A 24,209-nucleotide genomic window follows, 5' to 3' on the forward strand; every position below is an offset into this window, starting at 1 on the left:
GACTTTTAAGGGAGGAGGACTGACTTCTGCTCTTTATAATTTGGAAAAACTATTAAAACAACAGCATAAAGAGTAATCTTTATCATAAAAAATAATGGAAATGCGGCTTTATAATGTAAGGTTATTATTTTTCTTTTTCCTGTGTCTGTTTGTTGGTCATACGCTTACTTGCCATTCGCAGGAAGGAACCGTGCCGGAATCCAGAGAACTTCTATACCTCCAGACGGACAAGGGGATTTATGAGACCGGTGAAGACCTTTGGTTCAAGACATATGTTATGGATGCTCAGAGCCTTGCTCTTTCCGAGCGAAGCAAGACACTGTTTGTGGAGATGCTTAATGCCCGGGACAGCATCGTGTGGCAGGAGAAATACCCCGTCCTCTCCGGTATTGCTGCGGGGCACATCTATGTGGACAAAGACTTGAAAGAGGGCGATTACCGCATCCATGCCTATACCCGCTTTTCTTTTTTGAATGACACNTAATGCCCGGGACAGCATCGTGTGGCAGGAGAAATACCCCGTCCTCTCCGGTATTGCTGCGGGGCACATCTATGTGGACAAAGACTTGAAAGAGGGCGATTACCGCATCCATGCCTATACCCGCTTTTCTTTTTTGAATGACACGTTGCGTCCGGTCTATCCCAAGAAGATACGTGTTGTAAAGAGCATAGCCTACAAAGGAACGAACACTCCGCAGGAAAAAGACCAACCTGTCGCCCGTCTTTCGTTCTTCCCCGAAGGTGGTTATTTGATTGACGGCATCCCCACCAAGGTGGCTTTCAAAGCACAGGATGCCAAAGGGATGCCCGCAAAAGTGGCAGGCCGATTGCAGGAAAACGGCAAGGAAATTGCGCGTTTGGAAACCGTGCATGATGGCATGGGATTTGTTTTCATACTTCCGCGAAAAGAATCATCCTACAAAGTAGTGCTGGACGATGGTCGGGAGTTTCCGTTTGCCGAGGTGACGGCCTCCGGCTTGTCCATCCACCTGCGGAAGCAGACCGATGAGTATTTGGAGTTTCATCTTTCCCAGTCGAAAGGAACGGCGACACAGACGGTCAAGCTGGAAGGCAGGATGCGTGGCAAGCTTTGCTGCATGGCGACAGGCACTTTACGCGAACGTCTGAAAGTACGGATTCCACTGAAGGAATTCACGATGCAGGGCATTGCCGAGTTTACTTTATATAATGCCGACGGTCAACCAATGGTGGAACGCTTGGTGTATGTCCATCCCGAGCGTAAGTTGCACATCGAGTTGAATACGGACAGTGCACGCTACTTTACCCGTGGCAAAGGCAAACTGAACGTAAAGGTAACGGACGAGGCGGGCAAGCCTGTACAGGCGCATTTGGGCTTGAGCCTTTTCGATGGTGCTTATCAGAATGAGTTGAATCCCGAAAATATGCTATCGTATTGTTTACTTTCCACCGAGATAAAGGGTAATATCCACAATCCGGCGTATTACTTTGATGGCAACAACAAAGACCGCCTGTCAGCTCTTGATTTATTGCTTCTCACCCAAGGATGGCGCAGGTATGTATGGGAAAAGGCTGATTCGGCAATGCTGGCGGACTGTTTCCTTTCGGATGAAATCAAGGGAAGGCAGATTCTCGGCAAGAAAAAGAAGCAGAAAGAGTTGGGAAACGGAGAGCAGTTGCTACAAGTTTCCGGTCCAAGCACTGAAAACCGTTTTGTGCTTATAGACTCTTTGGGAAAGTTCGTTGTGCCTACCGATTTAATGCTCGGATTGCGAGGCGGATATGTCTATTTGAAACCTATGCTGGATAAAGACGAATACAAGCCTTCCGTCATCGTGGAAGAGACTTTTGGTAAGGCAGACAGCTTGCGGAAGTCTTGCCAGTCTTATTTCCCATATATGAATCCTTCGCAAGTGTTGTCGGAATTGCAGCTTGATTATCCCATTATCAGTCAGGATAGCAGTATTCTTTTGTCCGAGATAACAGTTACCGGTAAGAAAGGAAGAGTGTTTCGGGATAAGATGATGGGAAGGTTGGACAGCCTAGCGCAGATAAGTATCGGGGTTGCATGGGATTGCGGATGTTCTTCATATGATGGAACAACTTATCTGAATGATTATAAAGGATATTCACATCATCCAATAGGATGTCCGTGCGTTCCACCCAAAAAAAAGATTCCTCCTGTTATTGGAAAGAGGTACGCGCTTATAAAATATGAACCTGTGGGGAAAAAAGGTGGATGGAATGATGGATGGATTGTAACTGCTATGGATCATGTCATTTATCAGGGAGAGGAATTTACCGAAGAAGAGCTTCTTCGTATGAACAACCTATGGCGTGTAAAAGGCTATTACGGCACGCGTGAGTTCTACCAACCCGATGAGCTGGACATGCAAAGCCCGATACCGGATGCGCGGAACGTCTTGCTGTAGAAGCCGGACATTGTCACCGATGAGAAAGGAGAAGCCGAAGTAGAATTCTTCTGTTCGGACATCAATACAAGCTTTGTGGGCGTGATGGAAGGAACGGATGGCTTAGGAAACTTAGGCACGTCTCAGTGCGAGTTCAGGGTGTTGAAACCATAAAAAATGATAGGATGACAAAATACATGAACAACTGTACGCTCGGCTTAAGGCGGAGTGTCTGCAGCGAATAGTTCTTGCCGTAATATTTGGCTATCATTCTCAGGCAGGTGGGGCCGCAGTCCATTCCAATCCATAGAAACAAATATTGTTTTCACCTATCTTCTCTCCCCCCTGATAGGGAAGCAATATCATTTTGTCCGTAAACAGTAGACTCGGGTGAATTTTCTGGTCTTCAGGAATTAAATATTCATGGCTATCCTTGAAATCGGCAGATATCTGTATGATAGAGAATGATTTGCCTGCAACCCCCTGTCTTTTTTCTACGTCAGTAGGCCGTTGCTGAATCCGCCAGAAAGTTTTGTGACAGGCATCATAACACAAAGGAAAATAGAAACCATTGATAATGCCACATTCTTCAGGGTCCTCAGGGTCTTCAATGCGATAATAAGGCTCTGTAAACTTCGAGGTTATCGGATAAGAACGGACCGTTTTGTCTGTCCGGTTATAAACATATATCTCTGCTGATGCAGGAAAATTATAAATCACTTCGTTACCATGAGGCAAGGCATTGATACTTCCCAGTAAGGCAAGTTTCTCTTCTTTCTTCATCTGCTCGGGATAAGCAATATCTATGGTTTCCAGCACCGACCAGTCATCGCATGACAGCAGGACTATCTTTTTAGGATATTCTCCGTTTTCTTTTTCCATTTTATAGATGGTAAAAGCAACCAATCCCTGCTTGGCGTCAAAGCCCATGAAATTGTACATATTGAAATATACCCCCAAGTCGGGAACCATGGTGGTGAATCCTTCCTGAGAGGTCAGAAAGTCATTTTTTGACCAGCTCGACAGTATATTCCCATCCATGCCTACGCGGTTGTAACCATACGAGGTTTGCAATACGAAAGAATTTTTATAATAGAAGAGTCCAGTTACTCCATTTATTCCGTTAGGTCCTTCCTTTTCCAATTTAACTTGTTTCAGAGGTTTCTTGTTTACTAAGTCGAAAATATCAATGGTGTGTAACTGATGGTTATATGCCAGCATACAATCTGTTCCCTCCAATTTGGTGGCAACGGCATAACAGGAAGAGTTGGTATAAGTCTGCAAATAGTTTTCGGTTACATCAAAAGAGTATGCTTCCACTCGTGGCGAATCTCCATCTGACTCGGTGTTTGTTGATGCCTTTTTGCCTCCGCACGAGGAGAGCAGTGCTCCTAATACAAAGACAGAAGCCAGTTTCTCAAGTGTTTTCATAGTTATATTTTTATTGTTCTTTTTCTTTCATTATCGCTACAATAATATTTGTCTCTTTGGGAAGATTATCTAGCATCTTCTTTAGTTTTAAAGCGGCAGTCGGATTTTTTATATTCGAAAGGTCCGCCCGATTCACTTTAGCTTTTAAACTGTCTGTCAAGTACCAAGTGTAGATTTCTCCTTCCTGCGATATGTTACGAGGCCAAAAATCCAGCCCTCCATCCAAATCATTGATAAGTCCGTTGTCAACTTGGTATCCTGAAGGTTTTACAGGTAGTATATATGTGTCTTGTTTATCTGAAAATATGTGATATGATTTTCCAAAATAAGAGAAAGTGCCGAAAATAAAGTCATTACCTATTTGCACTTTAGTAAGGTAATAATAAGGTAGAGAGCTGTAATCTTGAGGCTTTATATTCTTCAGTTCTTTCATTTTGTGGTACTGAGGGGTGTATTTTCCTAAGTCAAAGTAAAAAGCAGGAAGGCATTTGGGGGCTGATACCACTTCATAAACTGTAGATGAAATGCCGAGACGGTAATAAATTTTATTCTTCAAAACAGAGAGTTGGCATCGCTCTATTTGACCATCAAAAAATAGGGTGTCGAGCAAAGCGTCTTGGGATAAAAGATGGCCATGAGTGTCATACCATTCTATCGTAGAGGGTTCAAAGAGAGTCGCTTTTGAAGAACAGCCCATTATCAATGAGTCATTCAGACCAATGCTATAATAATAGGGAAGATTGATAGAATCGACATGCTGTTCGTCTGAATATCTGCGTATCACATCTGAGAAATAGACTATCCCACTTTTTTCCAATCTCTTTCGGAGGTAGAAATGATTCTCGTCAGGTGTAATTGAGACATTCGACCTCATTGTAGTAAACCAATAGCTGGGTTGATTGAAAAAGGAGCCGGTATCAATTTTCTTTTTTATAGTTCCATCGTTACGGTCGTAGAGTATTCCATAATGGGCATAAGTCATCCAAACATTATTCGGAGATAGGTAAACGGTTATTCGTTCATCTAAACCGGGCCTTTCGCTTTGGATTTCGGATAATGGGAAATACATAATCGAATCGGCTATTGAGCTCAAAAGTAGAGTTGAGTCAGCAGGGGCTATCAAATTAATTTTGATTGGCTCTGCATTGTCTGTTGTGTCTGTTCTTGAACAAGAGAGACATGATAGGCAGATGAGTAAAAAAAGAAAGTAATTTTTCATACGTGTTTTAATATTAATAGCTACCATCATCACCACAATTGGAAGATGAATTTCTATAATTAAGGCAGTTCCCATTATGTGTATAGGAGCTCCATACACCAACTCTGCCCAATGAATAATATAAGAAATAAACGCACCTTCATTAGGAGGTAAAGATACGAAAGTTTTATCAAAAACAGCATTCTTATCTGAAAAAGTCTTTATCTTTGTTTATTCGAAAAATATAATAAAACATTAAATATCAAGAAATGAAAAATACACGATTAGTATTTGCTTTTTGTATCTGCCTCTTTTGCAGCGTGATGAAAGCACAGCTATCTGAATCTCCAAGAAAGAATATAAACTTTAATCGCGAATGGAAATATGCGCGTGGGGATGTGCGGGGAGCCGAAAAAAATGGATATGATGATTCGGATTGGGAAACGGTGGGAGTGCCGCATTCGTTCAGTATTCCTTATTTTATGTCGAAAGATTTTTATGTGGGGTATGGATGGTATCGCAAGAGTTTCCGGTTGTCGGAAGATGACTTGAAGAAATGTACTTTCATTGAGTTCGACGGTGTTTTTCAAGAAGCTGAAGTCTATATGAACGGACAAAGGGTGGGAAGCCATGTCGGAGGATATACCGGTTTTTCTGTCGATGTGACTAAAGCTGTGAGGACGGGTTATAACGAAATGGCAGTGCGTGTTAATAATATATGGAAACCTGATGTGGCACCGCGTGCGGGGGAGCATGTCTTTAGTGGGGGAATTTATCGCAATGTAAGGCTCGTGCAGAAATCGAAGGTTTATATTGATTGGTATGGTACGTTTGTTACCACTCCCGAACTGGGGAAGAACCGGGGAAAAGCATCTACCGTTAAAGTGACTACGGAAGTGTGTAACCGCTCAAGTCTCTCTTCGGAATATAAATTGGTGACTGAGGTTCGGAAACTGAATGGGGAGGCGGTGACTTCTGTCATTACGACCGGGTATATCGGAGCAAATGCCGACAAGCAGTTCGTGCAGGTTACACCTGTTGTAAATGAGCCGGATTTGTGGCATCCCGCTCATCCGAATCTTTATAAGCTGGTGAGTTTGCTATATAAGGGAAATGAGTTGCTTGACTGTAAAGAGACTGTGTTCGGCTTTCGTTGGTTTGAATGGACGGCGGACAGAGGGTTCTTTTTAAATGGAGAGCATCTTTTCTTTAAAGGGGCGAATGTGCATCAAGACCAGGCCGGGTGGGGAGATGCGGTGACGGAGGCTGCCATGAGGCGGGACGTGCAACAAATGAAGGAAGCAGGCTTCGACTTTATCAGAGGGTCACATTATCCGCATGCGCCTGCTTTCTCTAAGGCTTGTGATGAAATGGGGATGTTGTTTTGGTCGGAAGCTCCTTTTTGGGGGATTGGCGGGTTTGGCCCTGACGGGTATTGGAATTCGAGCGCATATCCCATTTATGAAAAAGACAGGCCCGGGTTTGATGCCAGTGCGTTACAGCAGTTGGGAGAGATGATTCGCATTCATCGCAATCATCCTTCTATCGTGGCATGGAGTATGTGTAATGAGGCGTTTTTCTCTGCACCGGAAGCAATGGACGGAGTGAGGGGGTTATTGAAAAAGATGGTGGCTTTGTCGCATCAGCTTGACCCGACACGTCCTGCTGCAATAGGTGGGGCGCAGCGCCCGTTGGGAGCGGGAAGAATTGACAAACTGGGTGATATCGGCGGATATAATGGTGATGGAGCTACTCAGCCTGATTTCCTGAACCCGGGGATTCCGGGGGTGGTCTCTGAATATGGCAGTACGACTGCCGACAGACCGGGGGAATATATTCCGGGATGGGGGGACTTGGAGAAGAATGATGGTTGGAAAGGCTATGAGTGGAGGAGCGGACAGGCTGTGTGGTGCGGGTTCGACCACGGAAGTATTGCCGGAAGTCAGTTGGGCAAGATGGGTATTGTGGATTATTTCCGTATTCCAAAGCGTTCATGGTATTGGTATCGGAATGAATATAATCATATAGCGCCTCCCGAATGGGCAAAAGCCGGTGTTCCGGCTAAGTTGAGGCTGGAAGCGGATAAGACAACGGGGATTGGTGCCGACGGTACGGATGATGTGCAATTGACGGTGACGGTGCTGGATGCACAAGGAAAAGAAATCAGTAATTCTCCCGAGGTGACATTAAGATTGGTGGATGGCCCCGGTGAGTTTCCTACGGGGACATCTATTACTTTTAAACAGGGGAGTGATATCCGTATGCTGGATGGGAAAGCGGCTATCGCTTTCCGGTCGTATTACGCTGGGAAGACTCTTATCGAGGCTGTTTCTCCGGGATTGGCTCCGGCACGTGTGGAACTGCTCTTTGAAGAGGCTCCTCAATATGTTCCGAATGTGACTCCGCAGGTGAAAGAGCGTCCGTATGTCCGTTATATTTCGGCAAATAAAGAACGTCCGTTGCAGACTTTCGGACGCAATAATCCGACGTTTACCGGCAGTCAGGCTGAAGGACATGCGGCTGCATTGGCTGCCGACGGGAATGTGACCACTTGGTGGCAGGCTGCGAAAGGGGATGCTTCGCCTTATTGGTTGCTTGATACGGAGAAGGGATTGGATTTGCAACAAATTACTTTGGCTTTTCCGCAAACGGCTGTTTATAGATTCCGGGTGGAGGTGTCTGACGACCGGAAGGNTGTTTATAGATTCCGGGTGGAGGTGTCTGACGACCGGAAGGAATGGAGGGTGATAGAGGATATGAAGGAGAACCGGATGCCTGTTTCCCGACATGAGATATGGTCGGATGCCGGAAAAGTAAAAGGACGGTTTGTGCGGATTAGTTTCATGGATAATACTCAAGAGATTCCGGCTGCACTGGCGGAAGTTACTGTTTCGGGTTTTGTGAGGGAGTGATTTTGAATTTACTTGAATTCTTTCCACATTTGGGCTGCTACATCCAGATGTTCAATCTCTTCTTTTAGCAAGGAACTGTAGTTGTGTTCGTCGGCTTCTATCTCTTCGGGGCTGACGAACTTTCCTCCGTCAAAATGAATCTGGCTTTCATCATCCAATGGAAGAATATATAGTAAGACTGTTTTGGAAGTGCCTTTGGCGGGGCTTGTGATGTGCTTAAGACTGAAACGGGGCTGGATGTCTCCATCGATATACCGGCTGTATTTCTTTTCAATTTCCTTGGCGTATTGGTCTGTATCCGTTTTACATGCGTAAATATAGTCTTCCATCGGAATATCCAGTTTGCCGGGCTCTTCGCTGTGTGCGTGGCGTGGGAGTACATAAATCTTTCCGTTGCAGATGGGGGCTATCCGAAGGAACGGCATCTTTCTGTAGGTCGTGCTGACGGTCTTTACAAAAATGTAGTTGACGGCAATGGAGAGGATATACACCAGGGGAGGCAGGATATGGGTCAATGTGTAGAGCACGGGATAGGGCAGGGGACGGAACAATAGGTAAATGCCACACAGCATGAATAAATGGATGCCACTGAAGAGGGCGATAATCTGGGTGGCCCAACAATTTAAAATGGATATTTTATAATTGAAAAATGAGAATATCTTGTTGTAAACGACCGGCTCGATAAGATAAAACAAGGAAAAACTAAGGATTATGATTTCCAGTATAATGGGTACAGTGCGGTCGGGGATTAATGAATCCCCACTGATAAGTTTGATGACCGAGCATACGGCAAGTGCCAACGTAGTATGCAATAACACTAAGTTGGGTCGATAGATGGGGGGCTTGGCCTGTCTGTATAACACATAAAGCAAACTGGCTAGACTACAGGCATATAAAACGTATGCATCTGAAAAAAAAATACATAAAATCATGCATACAATAGTAGGAATTAATCCTGTAGACATGATTAAATTCTTATACTCTAGTAATGATTTCATTCTCTCTATCTCTTTTATATCTTTATAACAAATGAGATATAAAATAGGTTTGCGGATTAGCCTTTAAATTTAATATGTTTTTCTGCATGATAGGAAGAACGTACCAGAGGGGCGCTTTCTACTTCTTTAAATCCTTTCTTTAACCCGATTTCACGGTATATCTTGAATTGTTCGGGGGTGATATATTCTGCCACCGGATAGTGCTTGTGGGTGGGTTGCAGGTATTGGCCGATGGTCATTATTTTACAACCGTGAGCCAATAGGTCGTCCATGACTTGTTCTACTTCTTCTTGTGTCTCGCCCAATCCCACCATGATGCCGGATTTTGCCGTGATGCCATTGTCGGCTATCTGCTTGATGACTTTCAGGCTGGTGTCATAATGGGCGGCACTGCGCACCAGCGGGCTTATGCGCCGAACTGTCTCCATATTGTGCGAAATGATGTCGGGCTTGGCGTCGATGACTTGCTGTATCAGTTCGCTCTTTCCCTGGAAGTCGGGAATCAGCACTTCGGAGGTGGTTTCGGGGTTCAATCTTTTTATTTCGAGAATGGTTTTTGCCCAGTGGGAAGCACCTAAATCTTCCAAATCGTCACGGTCTACCGAAGTGATGACGGCATGTGAGAGTTTCATTAACCGGATGGATTCTGCCACGTGGGTGGGTTCTTCGGGGTCGAGGGGAAGGGGCCGGCCGGTCTGGGTGTTACAGAATTTGCATGAACGGGTGCAGATGTTTCCGCCTATCATAAATGTGGCTGTCCCTTTTCCCCAACATTCACCCATATTGGGGCAACGGCCACTGCTGCAGATGGTGTGTAGTTTGTGGGAATCTACAATATGTTTTGTTTCGGCATATCGTGCATTCGCACCTATGTTTATTTTCAGCCAGTCCGGTTTCTTGACGTGATTCATGGTTATTTGTTTTTTTCAGGCACGGTAACCCGTGCCTGATGAATATGTATTATTTCAAGTTCTCAATAAAGAAGTTACTTACACGTGTGAGTAAGTGGTGGCGTGTATTGCCGCCGAAAATGCCATGGTTGCGGTTTGTGTAAACCTGCATGTCAAATTGCTTGTCGGCTTGTACCAACGCTTCGCTATATTCGGCTGCATTACGCAGATGTACATTGTCATCGGCCGAACCGTGAATCAATAACAATTCACCATGTAATTTGTTGGCGCGGTTGATAGCTGATGAGGCTTCGTAGCCTTCCATGTTTTCTTTCGGAGTGCGCATGAAACGTTCTGTATAAACAGAGTCGTAGAAACGCCAGTCGGTAGGTGCGGCAATGGCAACGCCTGCCTTGAAGATAGGGGTGCCTTCGCTCATTGACATCAATGTGTTGTAGCCACCGAAACTCCATCCCCAGATGCCGATGCGGTTTCCGTCTATGTAAGGCAGGGTGCTGAGGTATTTAGCGGTTTCTACCTGGTCTTTGGCTTCTTTTACTCCTAGGTTGAGGTAGGTGCACTTTTCAAATTCAGCACCGCGGCCACCGGTTCCACGTCCGTCTACACATACCATGATAAAGCCTTTGTCGGCCATATAAGCTTCGAAAAGTCCTCCGTTGCCCATGGCTCCTATTCCCCAACGGTCTAAAACTTGCTGAGAGCCGGGACCGCTGTATTGGTGCAGGATGACAGGGTATTTCTTGCCGGCATCGAAATGGGCGGGTTTCATTATCCAACCGTTCAATTCTACTCCGTCTGTGGTCTTGAAGGTGAAGAATTCTTTGCTCGGCATATTCAAGCCCGACATTTGTTGTTTCAACTTTTGATTGTCAACCAAAGTGGTCAGCACTTTTCCGTTGTTATCGTTCAGAGTGATGACAGGAGGTATATTGGCACTGGAGTATGTGTTGACAAAATATTTCATGTTTTTACTGAAGATGGCGCTATTGCTGCCTTCTTGAGTAGAAAGTTTGGTCTTTCTCCCTTTTGCGTCTATTTTATAGACAGCTGTGCGGAGAGGGCTACCTTCGTTGCTGGTGAAATAGAAGGTGTTGTTTGCCTGATCCCAACCCAAAAAGTCTTTTACTTCAAAGTTGCCTTTGGTGATTTGTTTGACAAGGTTGCCGCCGCTGGTGTACAGATACAGATGATTGTATCCGTCTTTTTCACTCATGATAACGAAATGGTCGGGATAAAAAGTGATATTTGAATAGGCGTCTTCTTTGATGTATTGCGGGGCTTCATCACGAACCATCAGCTTACAGAGCGTGCTGCGCGGATTGGCATAATAAAGGTCAAAACGGTTCTGGTGACGGTTGAGTGTCATAATAGCCAATGCGTTTTCATCATTGGTGAATTTGATGCGCGGGATGTAACCGTCTTCGTCTAAAGGTAAATCCATTTTGCGGGTTACTTTACTCTTGATATCGAAGGTATGTACCGATACTTTGGAGTTGTCGATACCGGGCATGGGGTATTTATATTCGTATTCTCCCGGATAGGTGGCATATTGGTCCAATGATGGGGATTTGCCTTTATAGAGCGGGAAAGAGTACATGGGAACTTTGCTTTCGTCGAAACGGATATAGGCAATCATTTTGCTGTCTGCACTGAAATCGAATGCACGGTTGAAGCCGAATTCTTCTTCATATACCCAGTCGGGGATACCGTTTAATACTTCATTGTATTTGCCGTCGGTGGTAATTTGTGACTCGCTGTTGTTGAACAGGAGTTTGACCAGATAGATGTTGTTGTTGCGCACAAAGGCAATCTGGGTACCGTCCGGCGAGAATAAAGGAACTTGTTGCGGTCCTCCTGTAGAGAGCGGTTCCATCTTATTGTTCTTTACATTGAAAATATAATAATTGGCGGTAAAGGAACGGCGGTAGATGGGCTTGGTATCTGTTTGAATCAGAATCAGGCTTTCATTGGGCGACATAATGTAGTCGTCAAAATGCTTGATGGTGCAGTCGCGGGCTGTTTCCACATCAAAAATAGTTGCGACTTCTTTTCCTGTTTTAAACGAATATTTGACAAGACGTTTGCCGTCGCTGCTGATTTGGGTGTAGTGTTCACCGTCCAGCATCGGTCTGATGCCTCTGATTCCTTCAGCACGATAGGTAGCATTTGCTACGTCTTTGATGGTTACTTGTTGCGCATTGACCGGCAACAGGCACATAAGCAGAATAATAAATATGCTTAATTTTTTCATAATAAATAAATTCTTTAAATGATAACTGAGGACAAAGTTAAGACTTTTGTTTGAAAATGCGTATCTTTGTCGCGCTAAAATCAGTTCATGTACAAAGAGATGCTATACAATGATTTATCAACCTTCCTAAGTCTGCACTTTCCGTTCAAGGTGCAGAAGATTTCCATTAATGCAGGCTTTACTTGTCCTAATCGGGATGGTTCGGTAGGTTATGGGGGCTGTACTTATTGCAATAACCAGACGTTTAACCCTGCTTATTGCCATACGGATAAGTCGGTGGGACAGCAATTGGAGGAAGGAAAGCGGTTCTTTTCCGGAAAATACCCTGAAATGAAATATTTGGCTTATTTTCAGGCTTATACTAATACTTACGGTGAACTGGAGGAGTTGAAACGCAAGTATGAAGAGGCATTGGCTGTGGCTGATGTGGTGGGGCTGGTCATAGGAACACGACCGGACTGTATGCCCGATGATTTGCTGGACTATCTGGAAGAACTGAATAAACGGACTTTCGTATGGATAGAATATGGCATTGAAAGTACGGATGATGAGACATTGAGACGAATCAACCGGGGACATACGTTTGCAGAGGCTGAGGATGCTATTGTGAGAACAGCACGCAGGGGGATGCCGGTCGGAGGACATGTGATATTGGGATTGCCGGGAGAAGAAAGGGAGGCTTTGATAAAACAGGCGGAACAGCTTTCGCGCCTGCCGCTCACCACGCTGAAGTTGCACCAATTGCAATTGATAAGGGGGACGCGGATGGCGAGTGAATATGAAAAGACACCGGAACTTTTTCATTTGTATTCTGCCGACGAATATATTGATTTGGTGATTGATTATATAGAGCATCTCCGTCCCGATTTGGTGTTGGAACGTTTTGTCTCGCAATCGCCGAAAGAGTTGCTGATAGCTCCCGATTGGGGGTTGAAGAACTATGAATTCACGGAAAAGGTGAAGAAAAGAATGAATGAAAGAAATGCCTGGCAAGGCAAATACTATAAACCATAAAGAAGAAAATACAGGTATGGAAATTAAAGGAAAAGTACATTATGTAGGAGTGAATGACCGTAATAAGCCTCTGTTCGAAAACTTGTGGCCGTTGCCTTATGGCGTGTCCTATAACTCTTATCTGATTGATGATGAGATGGTGGCGCTGGTGGATACTGTTGATGTTTGCTATTTTGAAGTGTATTTAAAGAAGATTCGTAGTATAATCGGTGACAGACCTATCAATTATCTGATTATTAACCACATGGAACCTGATCATTCCGGTTCTATCAGCTTGATTAAACAGTATTATCCTAATATCGTAATTGTAGGCAACAAGAAAACTTTCGATATGGTGGAAGGTTTCTATGGTGTGGGAGGAGAACGTTATGTGGTAGGCGAAGGAGATTTCCTGGCATTGGGACATCATAAGTTACGTTTCTCTCTGATTCCGATGGTGCATTGGCCTGAAACAATGGTCACGTATGATGAGACGGAGGGTATTCTGTTCTCGGGAGATGCTTTCGGCTGCTTCGGCGCTTTGAACGGAGGGGTGATTGACGCAAATATCAATACGGATATTTATTGGGATGAGATGGTGAGATATTACTCTAACATTGTGGGTAAGTATGGAGTTCCGGTTCAAAAAGCATTGCAGAAACTGCAAGGTTTGAAGATTAACGCTATTTGTGCAACGCACGGACCGGTGTGGACGGAAGAGATTCCCCGCGTAGTGCGTATCTATGATCGCTTGAGCCGTTATGAAGCGGAAGAAGGGGTGGTGATTGCCTATGGTACAATGTATGGCAATACTGCTGAGGTGGCAGAAACAATAGCGGAGGAATTAAGTAAACAGGGTATCCGCAATATTGTGATGCATAATGTGTCACATACCAACCATTCTTATATTATAGCGGATGTGTTTAAGTATAGAGGTCTGATAGTGGGCTGTCCTACTTATAATACGCAGATGTATCCTGAAATGGAAGCGTTGCTGAACAAATTGTCTGCACGTGAGATAAAGGGACGCTATATGGGATGGTTCGGCTCTTTCACTTGGGCGAGTGCTGCCGTAAAGAAGATTACGGAATTCAATGATAAGCTGAAGTTTGAACCGGTTGGAAATCCGATAGAAATGAAGCATAGCATGAAAGCGGAAACTTATGCACAATGCAAGGAATTGGCGAAGGCTATGGCGGATCGTTTGAAAGCGGATAGGAAATAAAAGACGTATGGTTGCGCTGGCGCAGCTTTAGGTTTGATAAAAGAAGAACCAATCAGAGCACATCGGGAGTCTGATTGGTTCTTTCGTTTTTTTTTCTGTCTAAAGACAAACAAGCATGATTTATGCTTGATGTACAGTAAGTTGCGGGAAGGGGAAATTGATTCCTTCTTTGTTGAAGGTAGCATATACCGTTTGGTTCATGTAGAAGAATACATCCCAATAATCGGAGCTCTTCACCCATACTCTGACTTTGATGTTTACGCTGCTGGCTGCCAGTTCTCCCAACTCAATGAAGGGAGCCGGAGCAGTCTGTATGCGTTGGTCTGCTTTAATGATATTGCGCAATACTGTTTCCACTTTTTCAAAGTCTTCTCCATAGTCTACTCCGAAGTTCCATTCAATGCGGCGGGTATCTAAGTTGCTATAATTGGTGATGACACCGCTGCTCATTGCACCATTGGGCACATACACCATTTTGTTGTCCGGGGTAATGAGGATGGTATGGAAAATCTGGATTTCTTTTACTGTACCTGACGCACCGGTTGAGGCGTCAATATAGTCTCCCACTTTGTAAGGTCTGAACAACAGGATAATCAAGCCGCCTGCAAAGTTTTGCAAATTGCCCGACAGGGCCATACCGATAGCGACACCGGCAGATGCTAACAGGGCTGCGAATCCGGTTAATTCAATGCCCAGCTTGCCGATGACGGCCAAGATAAGCATGATGAGCAACAGGATATTGACCATGCTCTTTAAAAATGACTGGATGCTGGGGTCTACCTTACGTCTTTCCAGTATCCGGGCAAATAAGCGGTTTAACCAATTAACCAGGAACTTACCTATTATAAATATAACAAGTGCACCCAGTACTCGTCCACCCAGGGAGATTCCCGCGTCAATAAGTTTCTCAAGCGCGTTGGTTATTTGAACGCTGGTTTCTGATGATGATAACATTAACATGATAATTTTACTTTGATAGTTTTTATATTAAACAATTAAATGGATTATTCGTTCAAAATTCCTTTTCCTTGCCGTACAATTTCTGCTTCTTCGTTGGTGCAGTCTACGATAGTAGAGGGTTCTATGCCTCCAATGCCGCCGTCGATGACAAGGTCTACCTGATTGCCGAACTTTTCTTCTATCAATTCGGGGGTGGTGATGTACTCCACCTCTTCTCCCTCTTCCAGAGGCAAGGTGGTGGTCAGTATGGGGGCATCGAGTAACCGGCAGATTTCACGGATGATGTGATTGTCCGGGATACGAATACCTACCTCCCTGCGGTTCCTGAATATTTTGGGCAAACGATTGCCGGTATTTAATATAAAGGTAAACGGACCGGGAAGATTTCGTTTCATTAATTTGAAAGTTGTATTGTCTACCTTGGCATATTCGCTAATATTACTCAGGTCGTAGCAGATAATGGATAGGTTGTTCTTTCGAGGGTCAATGTTTTTGAACTTGCAGATACTTTCAATGGCACGTTCTTTCAACCCATGACAACCGATGGCGTACATGGTGTCGGTGGGATAAATAATAAGACCTCCCTCTTGTAGGATTTCGACAATCCGGTCTAAATCCTTTGGATTATTATTCTTTTCGTACAGTTTTAACAGCATGGTATTTTAATCTTTAGCATTTTTTTCGCGCAATCGTTCTGCAATGGCCCATTGCAGAGCTGCTTCTTCTTCTTTTCCTGTTCTCATCAGTGCATCTCCAAACAGTTCGTGCGCCTTGGCATGCTCGGGCTTGATGGATACGGCACGGTCGAAATCGGCAAGAGCTCCTTCTATATTATTGAGTGCCATTCGGTTTTTCCCACGGTTGTATATGGCTTTGAATAGCATGGGACTGAGACGTACGGCCTCATTCAGGCATACTTCTGCTTCGTAGTATTCTTTATTATTGTATAAAGTGATTCCTTTTCGAACCCATGCATCTGTATAAGACGGATTGAGTTCGATGGCTTTATCATAATTGGCAATGGCCGCCCGCGAGTCATGTGCCTGCGTGATACATTCATTTCCCATGAAGTAGTATTCGCGGGCATATTTCTCCAGATTCTTGCGCTGTACATATAATTGTTCCCGCAACCGTTGGTTTTCCTTTTTCTGCCGATTGATAATCTCGAGCTTCTTGCGGATAAATCGTTTGATGACGGGCTTTTCTATATCATATCTGGAATGGATGGCAAGGAAGAATTGCTCTAGGAATCCTTCAAAGTTTCCTTGGTCGAACTGTTTGACCGCTTCTACATATTGCACATCCGCTTGTGCCTGTTTCAATGCTTTTTCTATGGCTGGACGGTTGTTGAACCTTTGAGCGAAGTTCACGATTTCCGGACGGACGAATATATCGCCCCGGGTGATTTGCTTTGTCAATCGGATGCCGTCCAAAGAGGTGCAACGGCTTAAGGCTACGTATGCCTGTCCTCCGGCAAATACTCCTCCGGTAAAGTCGACGACTACACGACTGAACGTAAGACCTTGGCTTTTGTGTATGGTTATTGCCCATGCCAGACGAATGGGATATTGGATAAATACACCTAATTCCTCTTCTTCTATCTTTTTCTCCTTGTCGTTATAGCGGTAGCGTATGTTGCGCCAACTGTCTTTTTTAACATCGACTTCCTTTCCGTCTTCTGTGATGACATAGAGGGTTTCATCTTCGTCTATGCCTGCGATGGTTCCGATAGTTCCGTTTACCCAACGACGCTCATAGTCATTCTTTATAAAGATAATCTGTGCGCCGGGTTTTACTTCCAATTCCATTTGGGTGGGCAAGCTGTTTTCCGGGAATTCTCCTTTTATCTCACCGGTGAATATGGTTGAGTCTCCGGGAAGTTCGGCTAGCTTCTTCTCATTGATAAAATCAACGGTATCCCGTCGTGTGGCTAGTGTGATATACATATCACTTTCGTTCTCTTCTATTTTGGCATTATACCGTGTGTTGAGCAGTTGTAAATCAGCAGCTCCGGCTGTATTTGTACGAATATGGTCTAAGACATTTACAAATACTTTGTCTGTCTGGCGATAAACTTTGGTCAGCTCGATGGAAATCAACTCTATTTCATTGAAAACGCGTGCCGAAAAGAAGTAAGGGGTGGGATAGAAACGGTTGATGATTTCTCGTTCGTCATTTTTGAGAACAGGTTCAAGTTGGTATACATCTCCCACTAAAAGAATTTGCTTTCCACCGAAGGGTTCACGCATATTCTGCGAATATACGCGCAATATCTTATCGATGAAATCAATAATGTCTGCTCTCACCATGGATATCTCATCAATAATGACCAGTTCCACTTCTTTTATTAATTTGCGGTGGGCAGAAGTATATTTTAGGAAGCTATGAAGTTTTCCACCTTTCAAACTGAAATTGGGGTCATCCGGCAATAAGGGATAAAAGGGAAGCTTAAAGAAACTGTGCAAGGTGCTTCCGCCTGCATTGATAGCTGCTATGCCGGTGGGAGCCAATACAATATGTTTCTTCTTGGTTATTTCGCATACATATTTTAAGAAGGTAGACTTGCCTGTACCCGCTTTTCCGGTTAGAAAAACGGACTGGCGCGTATATTGAATGAGATTCAAGGCGTCTTGAAACTCTTTGTTTTGGGTATCTACCTGCATGTATGCTCTATTTTAAGATGAATGGCAAAGATAGCGGAAATCCTGCAAAAAGACATAAAAAAGGCGGTTAAAAAACGCTCTCTGCCGATTACAATATGAAGAGACCGGCTTGTCTTGCTACTCATTTTGTCTTAAAATATACATTTGCTGTTGTTTAACATGCTATTTCATTTGCTTTTTCGGTGTTTTATTGCTTGCTTTGTGATATCAAAATAATATCAAATTAATGTACTATGGAATCAAAAGAAAAGACTTACAATGGCATGGTAATCAATGGATTTGTTGCTATCTTGTTTAATTTGGTGATGTTGCCGGCACTGGCTTTCCTGAGTTTCTATCTGCTGGAAGAAATTGTTTGGTTGGCTGTCCCGGTATTGCTTGTGTTTATTCTGGCATTTGTATTGATGCTGCCGGGATATTTTTCTCAAGAGCCTAATGAAGCTCGTGTTATGGTTTTCTTTGGAAAGTATGAAGGAACTTTCAAGAAAACAGGATTTTATTGGGTGAATCCTTTTATGAATAAGAAGAAACTTTCGTTACGTGCGCGTAATTTGGATGTTGAACCGATTAAGGTAAATGATAAGATAGGTAATCCTATTCTTATCGGTCTTGTATTGGTGTGGAAATTGAAGGATACGTATAAAGCTATGTTTGAGATTGATGCACAAACAATGGCTGAAAAGGGGAATGGCCAGGTGTCTGTAACGGTGGCCGGACGGATGAATGCTTTCGAAGCTTTTGTGCGTGTGCAGAGTGATGCGGCATTGCGCCAAGTGGCGGGAGAATATGCTTATGACGATAATGAACATGATAAAAATGAATTGACTTTGCGTGGCGGAGGGGAAGAAATAAACAATCAGTTAGAACATCAATTGAACGAGCGTTTGTCAATGGCGGGTATGGAAGTGGTTGAGGCGCGCATCAATTATTTGGCTTATGCACCCGAAATTGCAGCAGTGATGCTTCGCCGACAGCAGGCAAGTGCTATTATTACTGCTCGTGAAAAGATTGTGGAAGGGGCGGTGTCAATGGTCAAGATGGCATTGGACAAGCTCTCGGAAGAAGAAATCGTGGAGCTGGACGAAGAGAAGAAGGCGGCAATGGTCAGCAATTTATTAGTTGTATTGTGTGCTGACGAGCCTGCACAGCCTGTTATCAATTCGGGAACATTGAATCATTAAGCTTTTGGAAGAACGGAATGGCAAAAAAGGAAACTATAAAAAGTTTTGTGCTTCGTGTAGATGCCGAAACAATGGAGGCGATCGAAAAGTGGGCGGCAGATGAGTTCCGTTCCACTAACGGTCAGCTTCAATGGATTATAGCGGAGGCATTGCGGAAAAACGGAAGGATGAAAAAGAAGAAATCGGTTGCAAAAGAAAAGGAGATAACAGAAGAATAATAAAAAAAATATTCTTATCTTCATAGGGTATTTGCGTGCTGAGCCATCTTAAAGATAGAAAGCAAGATTAGTATTTACCTTTTAATACCTTATGAAGATGAAAAAGCAGAATAAACATTTGGTGGAACTGATACTGGCGGTGCTCCTGGGGTTGGTTGTTATCCCAATGTGGGGACAAGAAGGGGGCTCTGCAGGATATATCACTGTTAGTGGTGTCGTAAAAGATAAACAGAGCAGGAAAGACTTGGAGTATGTCAATGTATCAGTGCCCGGCAGTAATATCGGAACAGTAACTAATTCTGATGGTGCCTTTACTTTGAAGTTGGATAGTGCGGAGCATATTCCGTATTTGGAAATTTCGCATATCGGCTATCGGAATGTGCGGGTGAATCTTAAGCCGGGAAATCTTGACGGTTTGAAAATTCTATTGAGTCCTTATACCAATATATTGGGAGAAGTGATTGTGTATGCTAATAATCCCCGATATATTGTAGAGGAAGCTATTCGTAAAATACCTCTCAATTATAGCGGTAGGAGTAATATGCTGACAGGGTTCTATCGGGAGACTGTTCAGAAAGGGCGTCGTTATATCAATATTTCCGAGGCTGTGATTCATACTTATAAAACTTCTTATGAAAGCAGGGAGACGACTCGTGACGGGGTGCAGGTTTTAAGAGGGAGGCGTTTGCTCAGTCAAAAGCGGAGCGATACGTTGGCGGTAAAGTTGGCGGGTGGTCCCACATTGTCTGTCTATGTGGATGTTGTGAAGAATCAGGACGCATTATTGGATATGGAGAGTTTGGACTTCTATCAGTTTAATATGGAGGAGCCTGTTCAATTAGATAACCGCTTGCAATATGTGATAAGTTTTCGTCCCAAAGTGGTATTGCCTTATGCTTTGTATTATGGCAAGCTGTATGTGGATTATGAGAAGTTGTCATTTACCCGTGCCGAATTCAGTCTCAGTATGGATAATAAGGCGAAGGCTGTTCAGGCTATATTAGAGAAGAAGCCTTATGGATTGCGCTTTAAGCCTCAGGAAGTTTCTTATCTGGTCACCTATAAAGAGCAAAATGGGAAAACCTACTTGAATTATATTCGTAATAGTATTCGGTTTAAATGTGACTGGAAACGTAAACTGTTCTCTACAGGCTATACGGTGCTTTCTGAAATGGTAGTTACCGACCGTGAAGAGAATAAGGTGGCTCCTATCCCCAATAAACTTTCGTTTGGTCAGAAAGAACCGTTTTATGATAAGGTTTATGAATATTGGAACGAGGACTTCTGGGGAGCTTACAATATTATTGAACCGACTGAATCGTTGGAACATGCGGTGCATAAACTGAAGAAACAATCACGATAATCTTTACTCATAAGTTGCGGTATGCTGAATGAACTGTTCATCCTGTCTAAGATAAAGGAAGGCGATATAAAAGCGTTCGAAGAAGTCTTTCGCCGCTATTATTCCCCTCTTTGCTGGTATGCCGCCGGTATTATCGGACAGATGGAAGTGGCGGAAGAGATAGTAGAAGAGTTGTTTTATGTCTTTTGGCGGGAGAGAGAAAACTTGCAGATCTTTTGCTCTGTTAAAAGTTATCTGTATGGTGCGGTTCACAATGAGGCTCTTCAATATTGTGAGCATCAGGAGGTGAGGAACAGGTATCGTGAAGCTATGCAGGCGTCGGGAGAATCGGATATTTTTTCCGACCCTGAGATGCAGATGGAATATAAAGAACTGGAAGAGTTGATTAATAGGGCGTTGGAAAAACTACCCGAACGCAGACGCTGTATCTTTAAAATGCATCGCGTGGAAGGAAAGAAGTATGCCGAAATAGCATCTTTACTTACTGTTTCTGTTAAAACGGTGGAAGCGGAAATGACTAAAGCTCTAAAAGCATTGCGAAAAGAAGTTGAAAAATATATCGGATGAATATGAATCGTACAGAAAGAAATAGAACTAAAACAGATGGGGCATGGAACAGGCTTTATCAGCGTTTGGAAGAAGACCGGTTGGTGCCTGCAAAAGAAGATGGGAGACTTCGGATGTCTCCTTTGTGGAAATGGGGGGCGGTGGCGGCTGTTTTGCTGGTGGTGTTGGCCTATGCCGGAATACATTATTTTTCTGAAGTGGAATCTCCTGTCCAATACTCTTTGATGGTGCAACAAAATAAGGAGGCTTCTACGCTGGTGACTACCCTGGAGGATGGCTCTATTGTCTATTTGGGAGGGGAGACTTCGTTGCAATATCCGGAACATTTCTTACCGGAAAAACGTGAAGTGATATTGCAGGGGAATGCACTTTTTGATGTGGTGGGGAACCGTAGCCGTCCTTTCCTGATTGAGACGGGGCTGGTACGTATTGAAGTGCTGGGAACTGCTTTTAATGTAAAAAGTGATGAGTTGAGGACTTTTGAATTGTCGGTGCAAAGAGGGAGGGTGAAGGTAACGTTTAAAAAGAATAGTCAGGAGGTGTATGTTCAGGCGGGCGAAACGGTTACGCTCAGAAAAGAAGGGTTTCATTTGAGTATGAATAGGGATGATGCGCAGTTTGCCCATTATCTGAAGCATATTCGTTTTAAAGATGAGACACTGGCAAATATTCTTCGAGTTATCAATCTGCATTCGCCGGAGGTACAATTAAAGACAATTCCGTCTCTTGAACGTAGAAAGCTGACTGTTGCCTTTTCCGGAGAGTCACCGGATGCCATGGCTGAACTGATTGGTATGGCTATGAATCTAAAGTGTACTCGCGAAGGAAATACATTTATTTTATCGGAATAACAGGATGGCGAAACATATCTTTCCATATGGGTTATGTATTCTTCTTTTCTGTTGGTTGAGCTGTATGGCAACAACGGTGAAGGCGCAAGAAGAGGTGTTGAATCGTGTTGTGTACTTGCCGAAGAGTAAAGGTACGGTATACGTTTTGCTTGGGATGGTGTCCGAACGCACTGACTTTTTGTTTATTTATGACAGTAAGGTGGTGGATAATGAACGTCTTGTGAAAATCGGGAAAGGCTCGCGCACTCTTCGTCAGGCTATTACAGAAATAGTCGGAACACACGACTTGGAACTTCGTGTGGTTGGCAATCATATCTTAATCAATGCTCCGGTGGAGAGGGAGCATCCGACGGAACAGGTCGCTGATACTCTTACTCATTTTGTTTTTGAAGGAACATTGCTCGATAAAAAGAATGGGACACCTATTGCCTATGCTACGGTAGGGATAGAGGGGACTTCCATAGGCAGTGTTACCAATCGGGAAGGTGAATTTCGTTTGTGCTTGGCCGACTCTTTGGCGCGGAAGAGTATTGTTTTTTCTCATGTCGGCTATGTGGCTCAGAAGATTGACATTCCATTGTTGACTGTCGGGCAGCATTTTACATTGACACTGGAGCCAAGAATAATTCCTTTACAGGAAGTGGTAATTCGTGTGGTAAATCCTGTTCGGCTTATGCGGGAGATGCTGGAGAAACGTATGATAAATTATTCTCAGAAACCGGTATATCTTACTACTTTTTATCGGGAGGGTATTCAGTACAAGCAAAAGTTTCGCAGCCTGACAGAAGCTGTTTTTAAGATATACAAAGCTCCTGTACAGTCTCTGTATGCGAGAGAACAAGTGAAATTACTGAAAATGAGTCGTATCACGAATGGGATTGAACAAGATACTTTGATAGCCAAAATGAGTGGAGGGATTGATGCTTGTCTGCAATTGGATATCATTAATCATTTGCCTGATTTTCTTTTGGCTGATGCGCATAAAGATGTATATGCTTATACATCTGCTGATGTGACGATTGTCGGTGATCGTTTGGTGAATGTAATCTCGTTTGAGCAAAAAAAAGAAGTCAAAGAACCTTTGTATTGCGGTGAGCTGTATATAGATTCGGACAATGGTGCTTTATTGCAGGCGCAAATAAGGATTCATCCTCATTATATGAAGCAAGCGACAGCTATGGTGGTGCAGCGTCAGGCGCGGAGGATGAAGGTTGTTTTGCAAGAATTGATTTATACCATATCTTATAAGCCGTGGAATGGCGTTTGTTATATCAATCATATTCGTGGTGACCTTCATTTTAAGGTCAAACAAAAACGTCGGTGGTTGGGCAGTTCGTCCCTTCATACTTGGTTCGAGATGGTGACTTGTAAAATAGATACAGTGGGGGTGACTCGGTTTCAGCGAAACGAGCGGATTCCCACACGGACGGTTTTTGCCGATACGCATTTCAAATACGACTCTGATTTTTGGGAGGACTTTAATGTTATTCCATGGGAAGAACAATTAATTAAAGTCATAGAACAGTTGACTTCTAAGATAGAAAAAATAGAGTATGAATAGCTAAGTGCTTTCTTCTTTTGGATTAAGTCGTTTTATTCGGTCGATTATTCTGTCCCATTGCAGCAGGATATACGTCCCACTGTAGCAGGACGTATAAATATTGCTGACAAGTTCTCTTAATCTGCCGTTTAAGAGAGCGCGGTTATAGCCGGGAGTAGATTAACCCTTCCTTTTGCTTGCGGCAAACGATTTCTGAAGAACCATTTGTGTAGTATCTATATAATAATGTATATACTTTGTTTTCCTATAGTTTATGTTCTTGTTTTTATGTTCTACAACAGGTTTATAAATCAGGCAGTTAGCTAAAAGTGCTTCAAAAATTAATAAAAAAGTGTTTGATATATTTGGATGTAATACTAAAATGTCCTACTTTTGCACCCGCTAAGCAAGAGAGCTGGTTTGTAATTGACAGATTGAATTTATCGCTTACTGATGAAGAAACAAAAAAGTTTCAAAAAAGTTCGATAGAAATTTGGTAGATTAAAATAAACGCTCTATCTTTGCAAAACCTTTCCGAATAAAAATAAGGAAAGCAC

At 43.5% G+C, this 24,209-nt stretch carries 17 protein-coding genes and 2 pseudogenes; 10 read left to right on the forward strand and 9 right to left on the reverse strand.

Features of this window, described 5'->3' with window-relative positions:
- Positions 1-94 precede the first annotated feature (94 nt).
- Positions 95-337, forward strand: a pseudogene (locus IR173_RS18270) (hypothetical protein); the annotation flags it as partial.
- Between the two features lie 2,270 nt (positions 338-2,607).
- Here the strand turns inward: IR173_RS18270 and IR173_RS18275 are convergent.
- The 3 genes and pseudogenes from IR173_RS18275 to IR173_RS17435 form a co-directional block, all read right to left on the reverse strand.
- Positions 2,608-2,688, reverse strand: a pseudogene (locus tag IR173_RS18275) (cysteine peptidase family C39 domain-containing protein); the annotation flags it as partial.
- The gene (locus tag IR173_RS17430) at positions 2,664-3,821 is read right to left on the reverse strand and encodes a DUF4221 family protein (protein WP_237040785.1); all 1,158 of its coding nucleotides are present in this window, start codon (positions 3,819-3,821) and stop codon (positions 2,664-2,666) included. The pseudogene IR173_RS18275 and the gene IR173_RS17430, both read right to left, overlap by 25 nt.
- Positions 3,822-3,831: 10 nt before the next feature.
- Positions 3,832-5,115 carry a hypothetical protein gene (locus tag IR173_RS17435; RefSeq protein ID WP_237040786.1) on the reverse strand — a complete coding sequence of 428 codons (1,284 nt, stop codon included), beginning with the start codon at positions 5,113-5,115 and terminating at the stop codon, positions 3,832-3,834.
- A gap of 227 nt (positions 5,116-5,342) precedes the next feature.
- Here IR173_RS17435 and IR173_RS17440 point away from each other — a divergent pair, with 227 nt between their 5' ends.
- Positions 5,343-7,931 (forward strand): glycoside hydrolase family 2 protein, encoded by a 2,589-nt coding sequence (locus tag IR173_RS17440; protein WP_237040799.1) that lies wholly within the window; start codon positions 5,343-5,345, stop codon positions 7,929-7,931.
- Positions 7,932-7,939: 8 nt separating this feature from the next.
- Here the strand turns inward: IR173_RS17440 and IR173_RS17445 are convergent, their stop codons facing one another.
- Genes IR173_RS17445 through IR173_RS17455 form a run of 3 tightly spaced genes read right to left on the reverse strand, consistent with a single transcriptional unit; the run spans position 7,940 to position 12,091 of the window.
- The gene (locus IR173_RS17445) at positions 7,940-8,929 is read right to left on the reverse strand and encodes a hypothetical protein (protein WP_237040787.1); all 990 of its coding nucleotides are present in this window, start codon (positions 8,927-8,929) and stop codon (positions 7,940-7,942) included.
- Between the two features lie 56 nt (positions 8,930-8,985).
- Complete coding sequence (gene lipA, locus IR173_RS17450) at positions 8,986-9,840, reverse strand: lipoyl synthase (protein ID WP_237040788.1); 855 nt, start codon at positions 9,838-9,840, stop codon at positions 8,986-8,988.
- A 49-nt stretch (positions 9,841-9,889) separates the two neighbouring features.
- Complete coding sequence (locus IR173_RS17455) at positions 9,890-12,091, reverse strand: S9 family peptidase (protein WP_237040789.1); 2,202 nt, start codon at positions 12,089-12,091, stop codon at positions 9,890-9,892.
- Positions 12,092-12,178: 87 nt separating this feature from the next.
- On the opposite strand from IR173_RS17455, the gene IR173_RS17460 reads away from it, so the two are divergent.
- Complete coding sequence (locus tag IR173_RS17460) at positions 12,179-13,105, forward strand: TIGR01212 family radical SAM protein (RefSeq protein ID WP_237040790.1); 927 nt, start codon at positions 12,179-12,181, stop codon at positions 13,103-13,105.
- A gap of 16 nt (positions 13,106-13,121) precedes the next feature.
- Positions 13,122-14,309 carry an FprA family A-type flavoprotein gene (locus IR173_RS17465; RefSeq protein WP_237040800.1) on the forward strand — a complete coding sequence of 396 codons (1,188 nt, stop codon included), beginning with the start codon at positions 13,122-13,124 and terminating at the stop codon, positions 14,307-14,309.
- 120 nt (positions 14,310-14,429) lie between these two features.
- Here the strand turns inward: IR173_RS17465 and IR173_RS17470 are convergent, their stop codons facing one another.
- Genes IR173_RS17470 through IR173_RS17480 form a run of 3 tightly spaced genes read right to left on the reverse strand, consistent with a single transcriptional unit; the run spans position 14,430 to position 17,932 of the window.
- Positions 14,430-15,263, reverse strand: coding sequence for a mechanosensitive ion channel family protein (locus tag IR173_RS17470; protein ID WP_237040801.1), 834 nt, complete (start codon positions 15,261-15,263; stop codon positions 14,430-14,432).
- Between the two features lie 50 nt (positions 15,264-15,313).
- The gene (locus IR173_RS17475) at positions 15,314-15,925 is read right to left on the reverse strand and encodes an L-threonylcarbamoyladenylate synthase (RefSeq protein WP_237040791.1); all 612 of its coding nucleotides are present in this window, start codon (positions 15,923-15,925) and stop codon (positions 15,314-15,316) included.
- Between the two features lie 6 nt (positions 15,926-15,931).
- Positions 15,932-17,932 (reverse strand): AAA family ATPase, encoded by a 2,001-nt coding sequence (locus tag IR173_RS17480; protein WP_237040792.1) that lies wholly within the window; start codon positions 17,930-17,932, stop codon positions 15,932-15,934.
- Between the two features lie 233 nt (positions 17,933-18,165).
- On the opposite strand from IR173_RS17480, the gene IR173_RS17485 reads away from it, so the two are divergent.
- The 6 genes from IR173_RS17485 to IR173_RS17510 all read left to right on the forward strand — a co-directional run bounded on the left by IR173_RS17485 (position 18,166) and on the right by IR173_RS17510 (position 23,673).
- Positions 18,166-19,113, forward strand: coding sequence for an SPFH domain-containing protein (locus tag IR173_RS17485; RefSeq protein ID WP_237040793.1), 948 nt, complete (start codon positions 18,166-18,168; stop codon positions 19,111-19,113).
- A 17-nt stretch (positions 19,114-19,130) separates the two neighbouring features.
- Positions 19,131-19,331, forward strand: a complete 201-nt coding sequence (locus tag IR173_RS17490) for an Arc family DNA-binding protein (protein ID WP_237040794.1) — start codon at positions 19,131-19,133, stop codon at positions 19,329-19,331.
- 97 nt (positions 19,332-19,428) lie between these two features.
- A complete protein-coding gene (locus tag IR173_RS17495) occupies positions 19,429-20,694 on the forward strand; it encodes a carboxypeptidase-like regulatory domain-containing protein (protein WP_237040795.1) in 1,266 nt (421 codons plus the stop codon).
- A 21-nt stretch (positions 20,695-20,715) separates the two neighbouring features.
- A complete protein-coding gene (locus IR173_RS17500; protein ID WP_237040796.1) occupies positions 20,716-21,261 on the forward strand; it encodes an RNA polymerase sigma-70 factor in 546 nt (181 codons plus the stop codon).
- A gap of 2 nt (positions 21,262-21,263) precedes the next feature.
- On the forward strand, positions 21,264-22,112 hold the full coding sequence (locus tag IR173_RS17505; protein ID WP_237040797.1) for a FecR family protein: 849 nt from the start codon (positions 21,264-21,266) through the stop codon (positions 22,110-22,112).
- Between the two features lie 4 nt (positions 22,113-22,116).
- A complete protein-coding gene (locus IR173_RS17510; RefSeq protein ID WP_394800687.1) occupies positions 22,117-23,673 on the forward strand; it encodes a carboxypeptidase-like regulatory domain-containing protein in 1,557 nt (518 codons plus the stop codon).
- Positions 23,674-24,209 lie beyond the last annotated feature (536 nt).

It is taken from the genome of Phocaeicola faecalis (assembly GCF_021730445.1).
Classification (GTDB): domain Bacteria; phylum Bacteroidota; class Bacteroidia; order Bacteroidales; family Bacteroidaceae; genus Phocaeicola; species Phocaeicola faecalis.

Excerpts from the sequence above, each read along its gene's own strand:
- IR173_RS17480 (WP_237040792.1), bottom strand. The coding sequence starts at position 17,932 with ATGCAGGTAGATACCCAAAACAAAGAGTTTCAAGACGCCTTGAATCTC.
- IR173_RS17510 (WP_394800687.1), top strand. The coding sequence starts at position 22,117 with ATGGCGAAACATATCTTTCCATATGGGTTATGTATTCTTCTTTTCTGT.
- IR173_RS17485 (WP_237040793.1), top strand. The coding sequence starts at position 18,166 with ATGGAATCAAAAGAAAAGACTTACAATGGCATGGTAATCAATGGATTT.
- IR173_RS17500 (WP_237040796.1), top strand. The coding sequence starts at position 20,716 with ATGCTGAATGAACTGTTCATCCTGTCTAAGATAAAGGAAGGCGATATA.
- IR173_RS17475 (WP_237040791.1), bottom strand. The coding sequence starts at position 15,925 with ATGCTGTTAAAACTGTACGAAAAGAATAATAATCCAAAGGATTTAGAC.
- lipA (WP_237040788.1), bottom strand. The coding sequence starts at position 9,840 with ATGAATCACGTCAAGAAACCGGACTGGCTGAAAATAAACATAGGTGCG.
- IR173_RS17435 (WP_237040786.1), bottom strand. The coding sequence starts at position 5,115 with ATGGGAACTGCCTTAATTATAGAAATTCATCTTCCAATTGTGGTGATG.
- IR173_RS17490 (WP_237040794.1), top strand. The coding sequence starts at position 19,131 with ATGGCAAAAAAGGAAACTATAAAAAGTTTTGTGCTTCGTGTAGATGCC.
- IR173_RS17445 (WP_237040787.1), bottom strand. The coding sequence starts at position 8,929 with ATGAAATCATTACTAGAGTATAAGAATTTAATCATGTCTACAGGATTA.
- IR173_RS17465 (WP_237040800.1), top strand. The coding sequence starts at position 13,122 with ATGGAAATTAAAGGAAAAGTACATTATGTAGGAGTGAATGACCGTAAT.
- IR173_RS17460 (WP_237040790.1), top strand. The coding sequence starts at position 12,179 with ATGTACAAAGAGATGCTATACAATGATTTATCAACCTTCCTAAGTCTG.
- IR173_RS17470 (WP_237040801.1), bottom strand. The coding sequence starts at position 15,263 with ATGTTATCATCATCAGAAACCAGCGTTCAAATAACCAACGCGCTTGAG.
- IR173_RS17455 (WP_237040789.1), bottom strand. The coding sequence starts at position 12,091 with ATGAAAAAATTAAGCATATTTATTATTCTGCTTATGTGCCTGTTGCCG.
- IR173_RS17505 (WP_237040797.1), top strand. The coding sequence starts at position 21,264 with ATGAATCGTACAGAAAGAAATAGAACTAAAACAGATGGGGCATGGAAC.
- IR173_RS17430 (WP_237040785.1), bottom strand. The coding sequence starts at position 3,821 with ATGAAAACACTTGAGAAACTGGCTTCTGTCTTTGTATTAGGAGCACTG.
- IR173_RS17495 (WP_237040795.1), top strand. The coding sequence starts at position 19,429 with ATGAAAAAGCAGAATAAACATTTGGTGGAACTGATACTGGCGGTGCTC.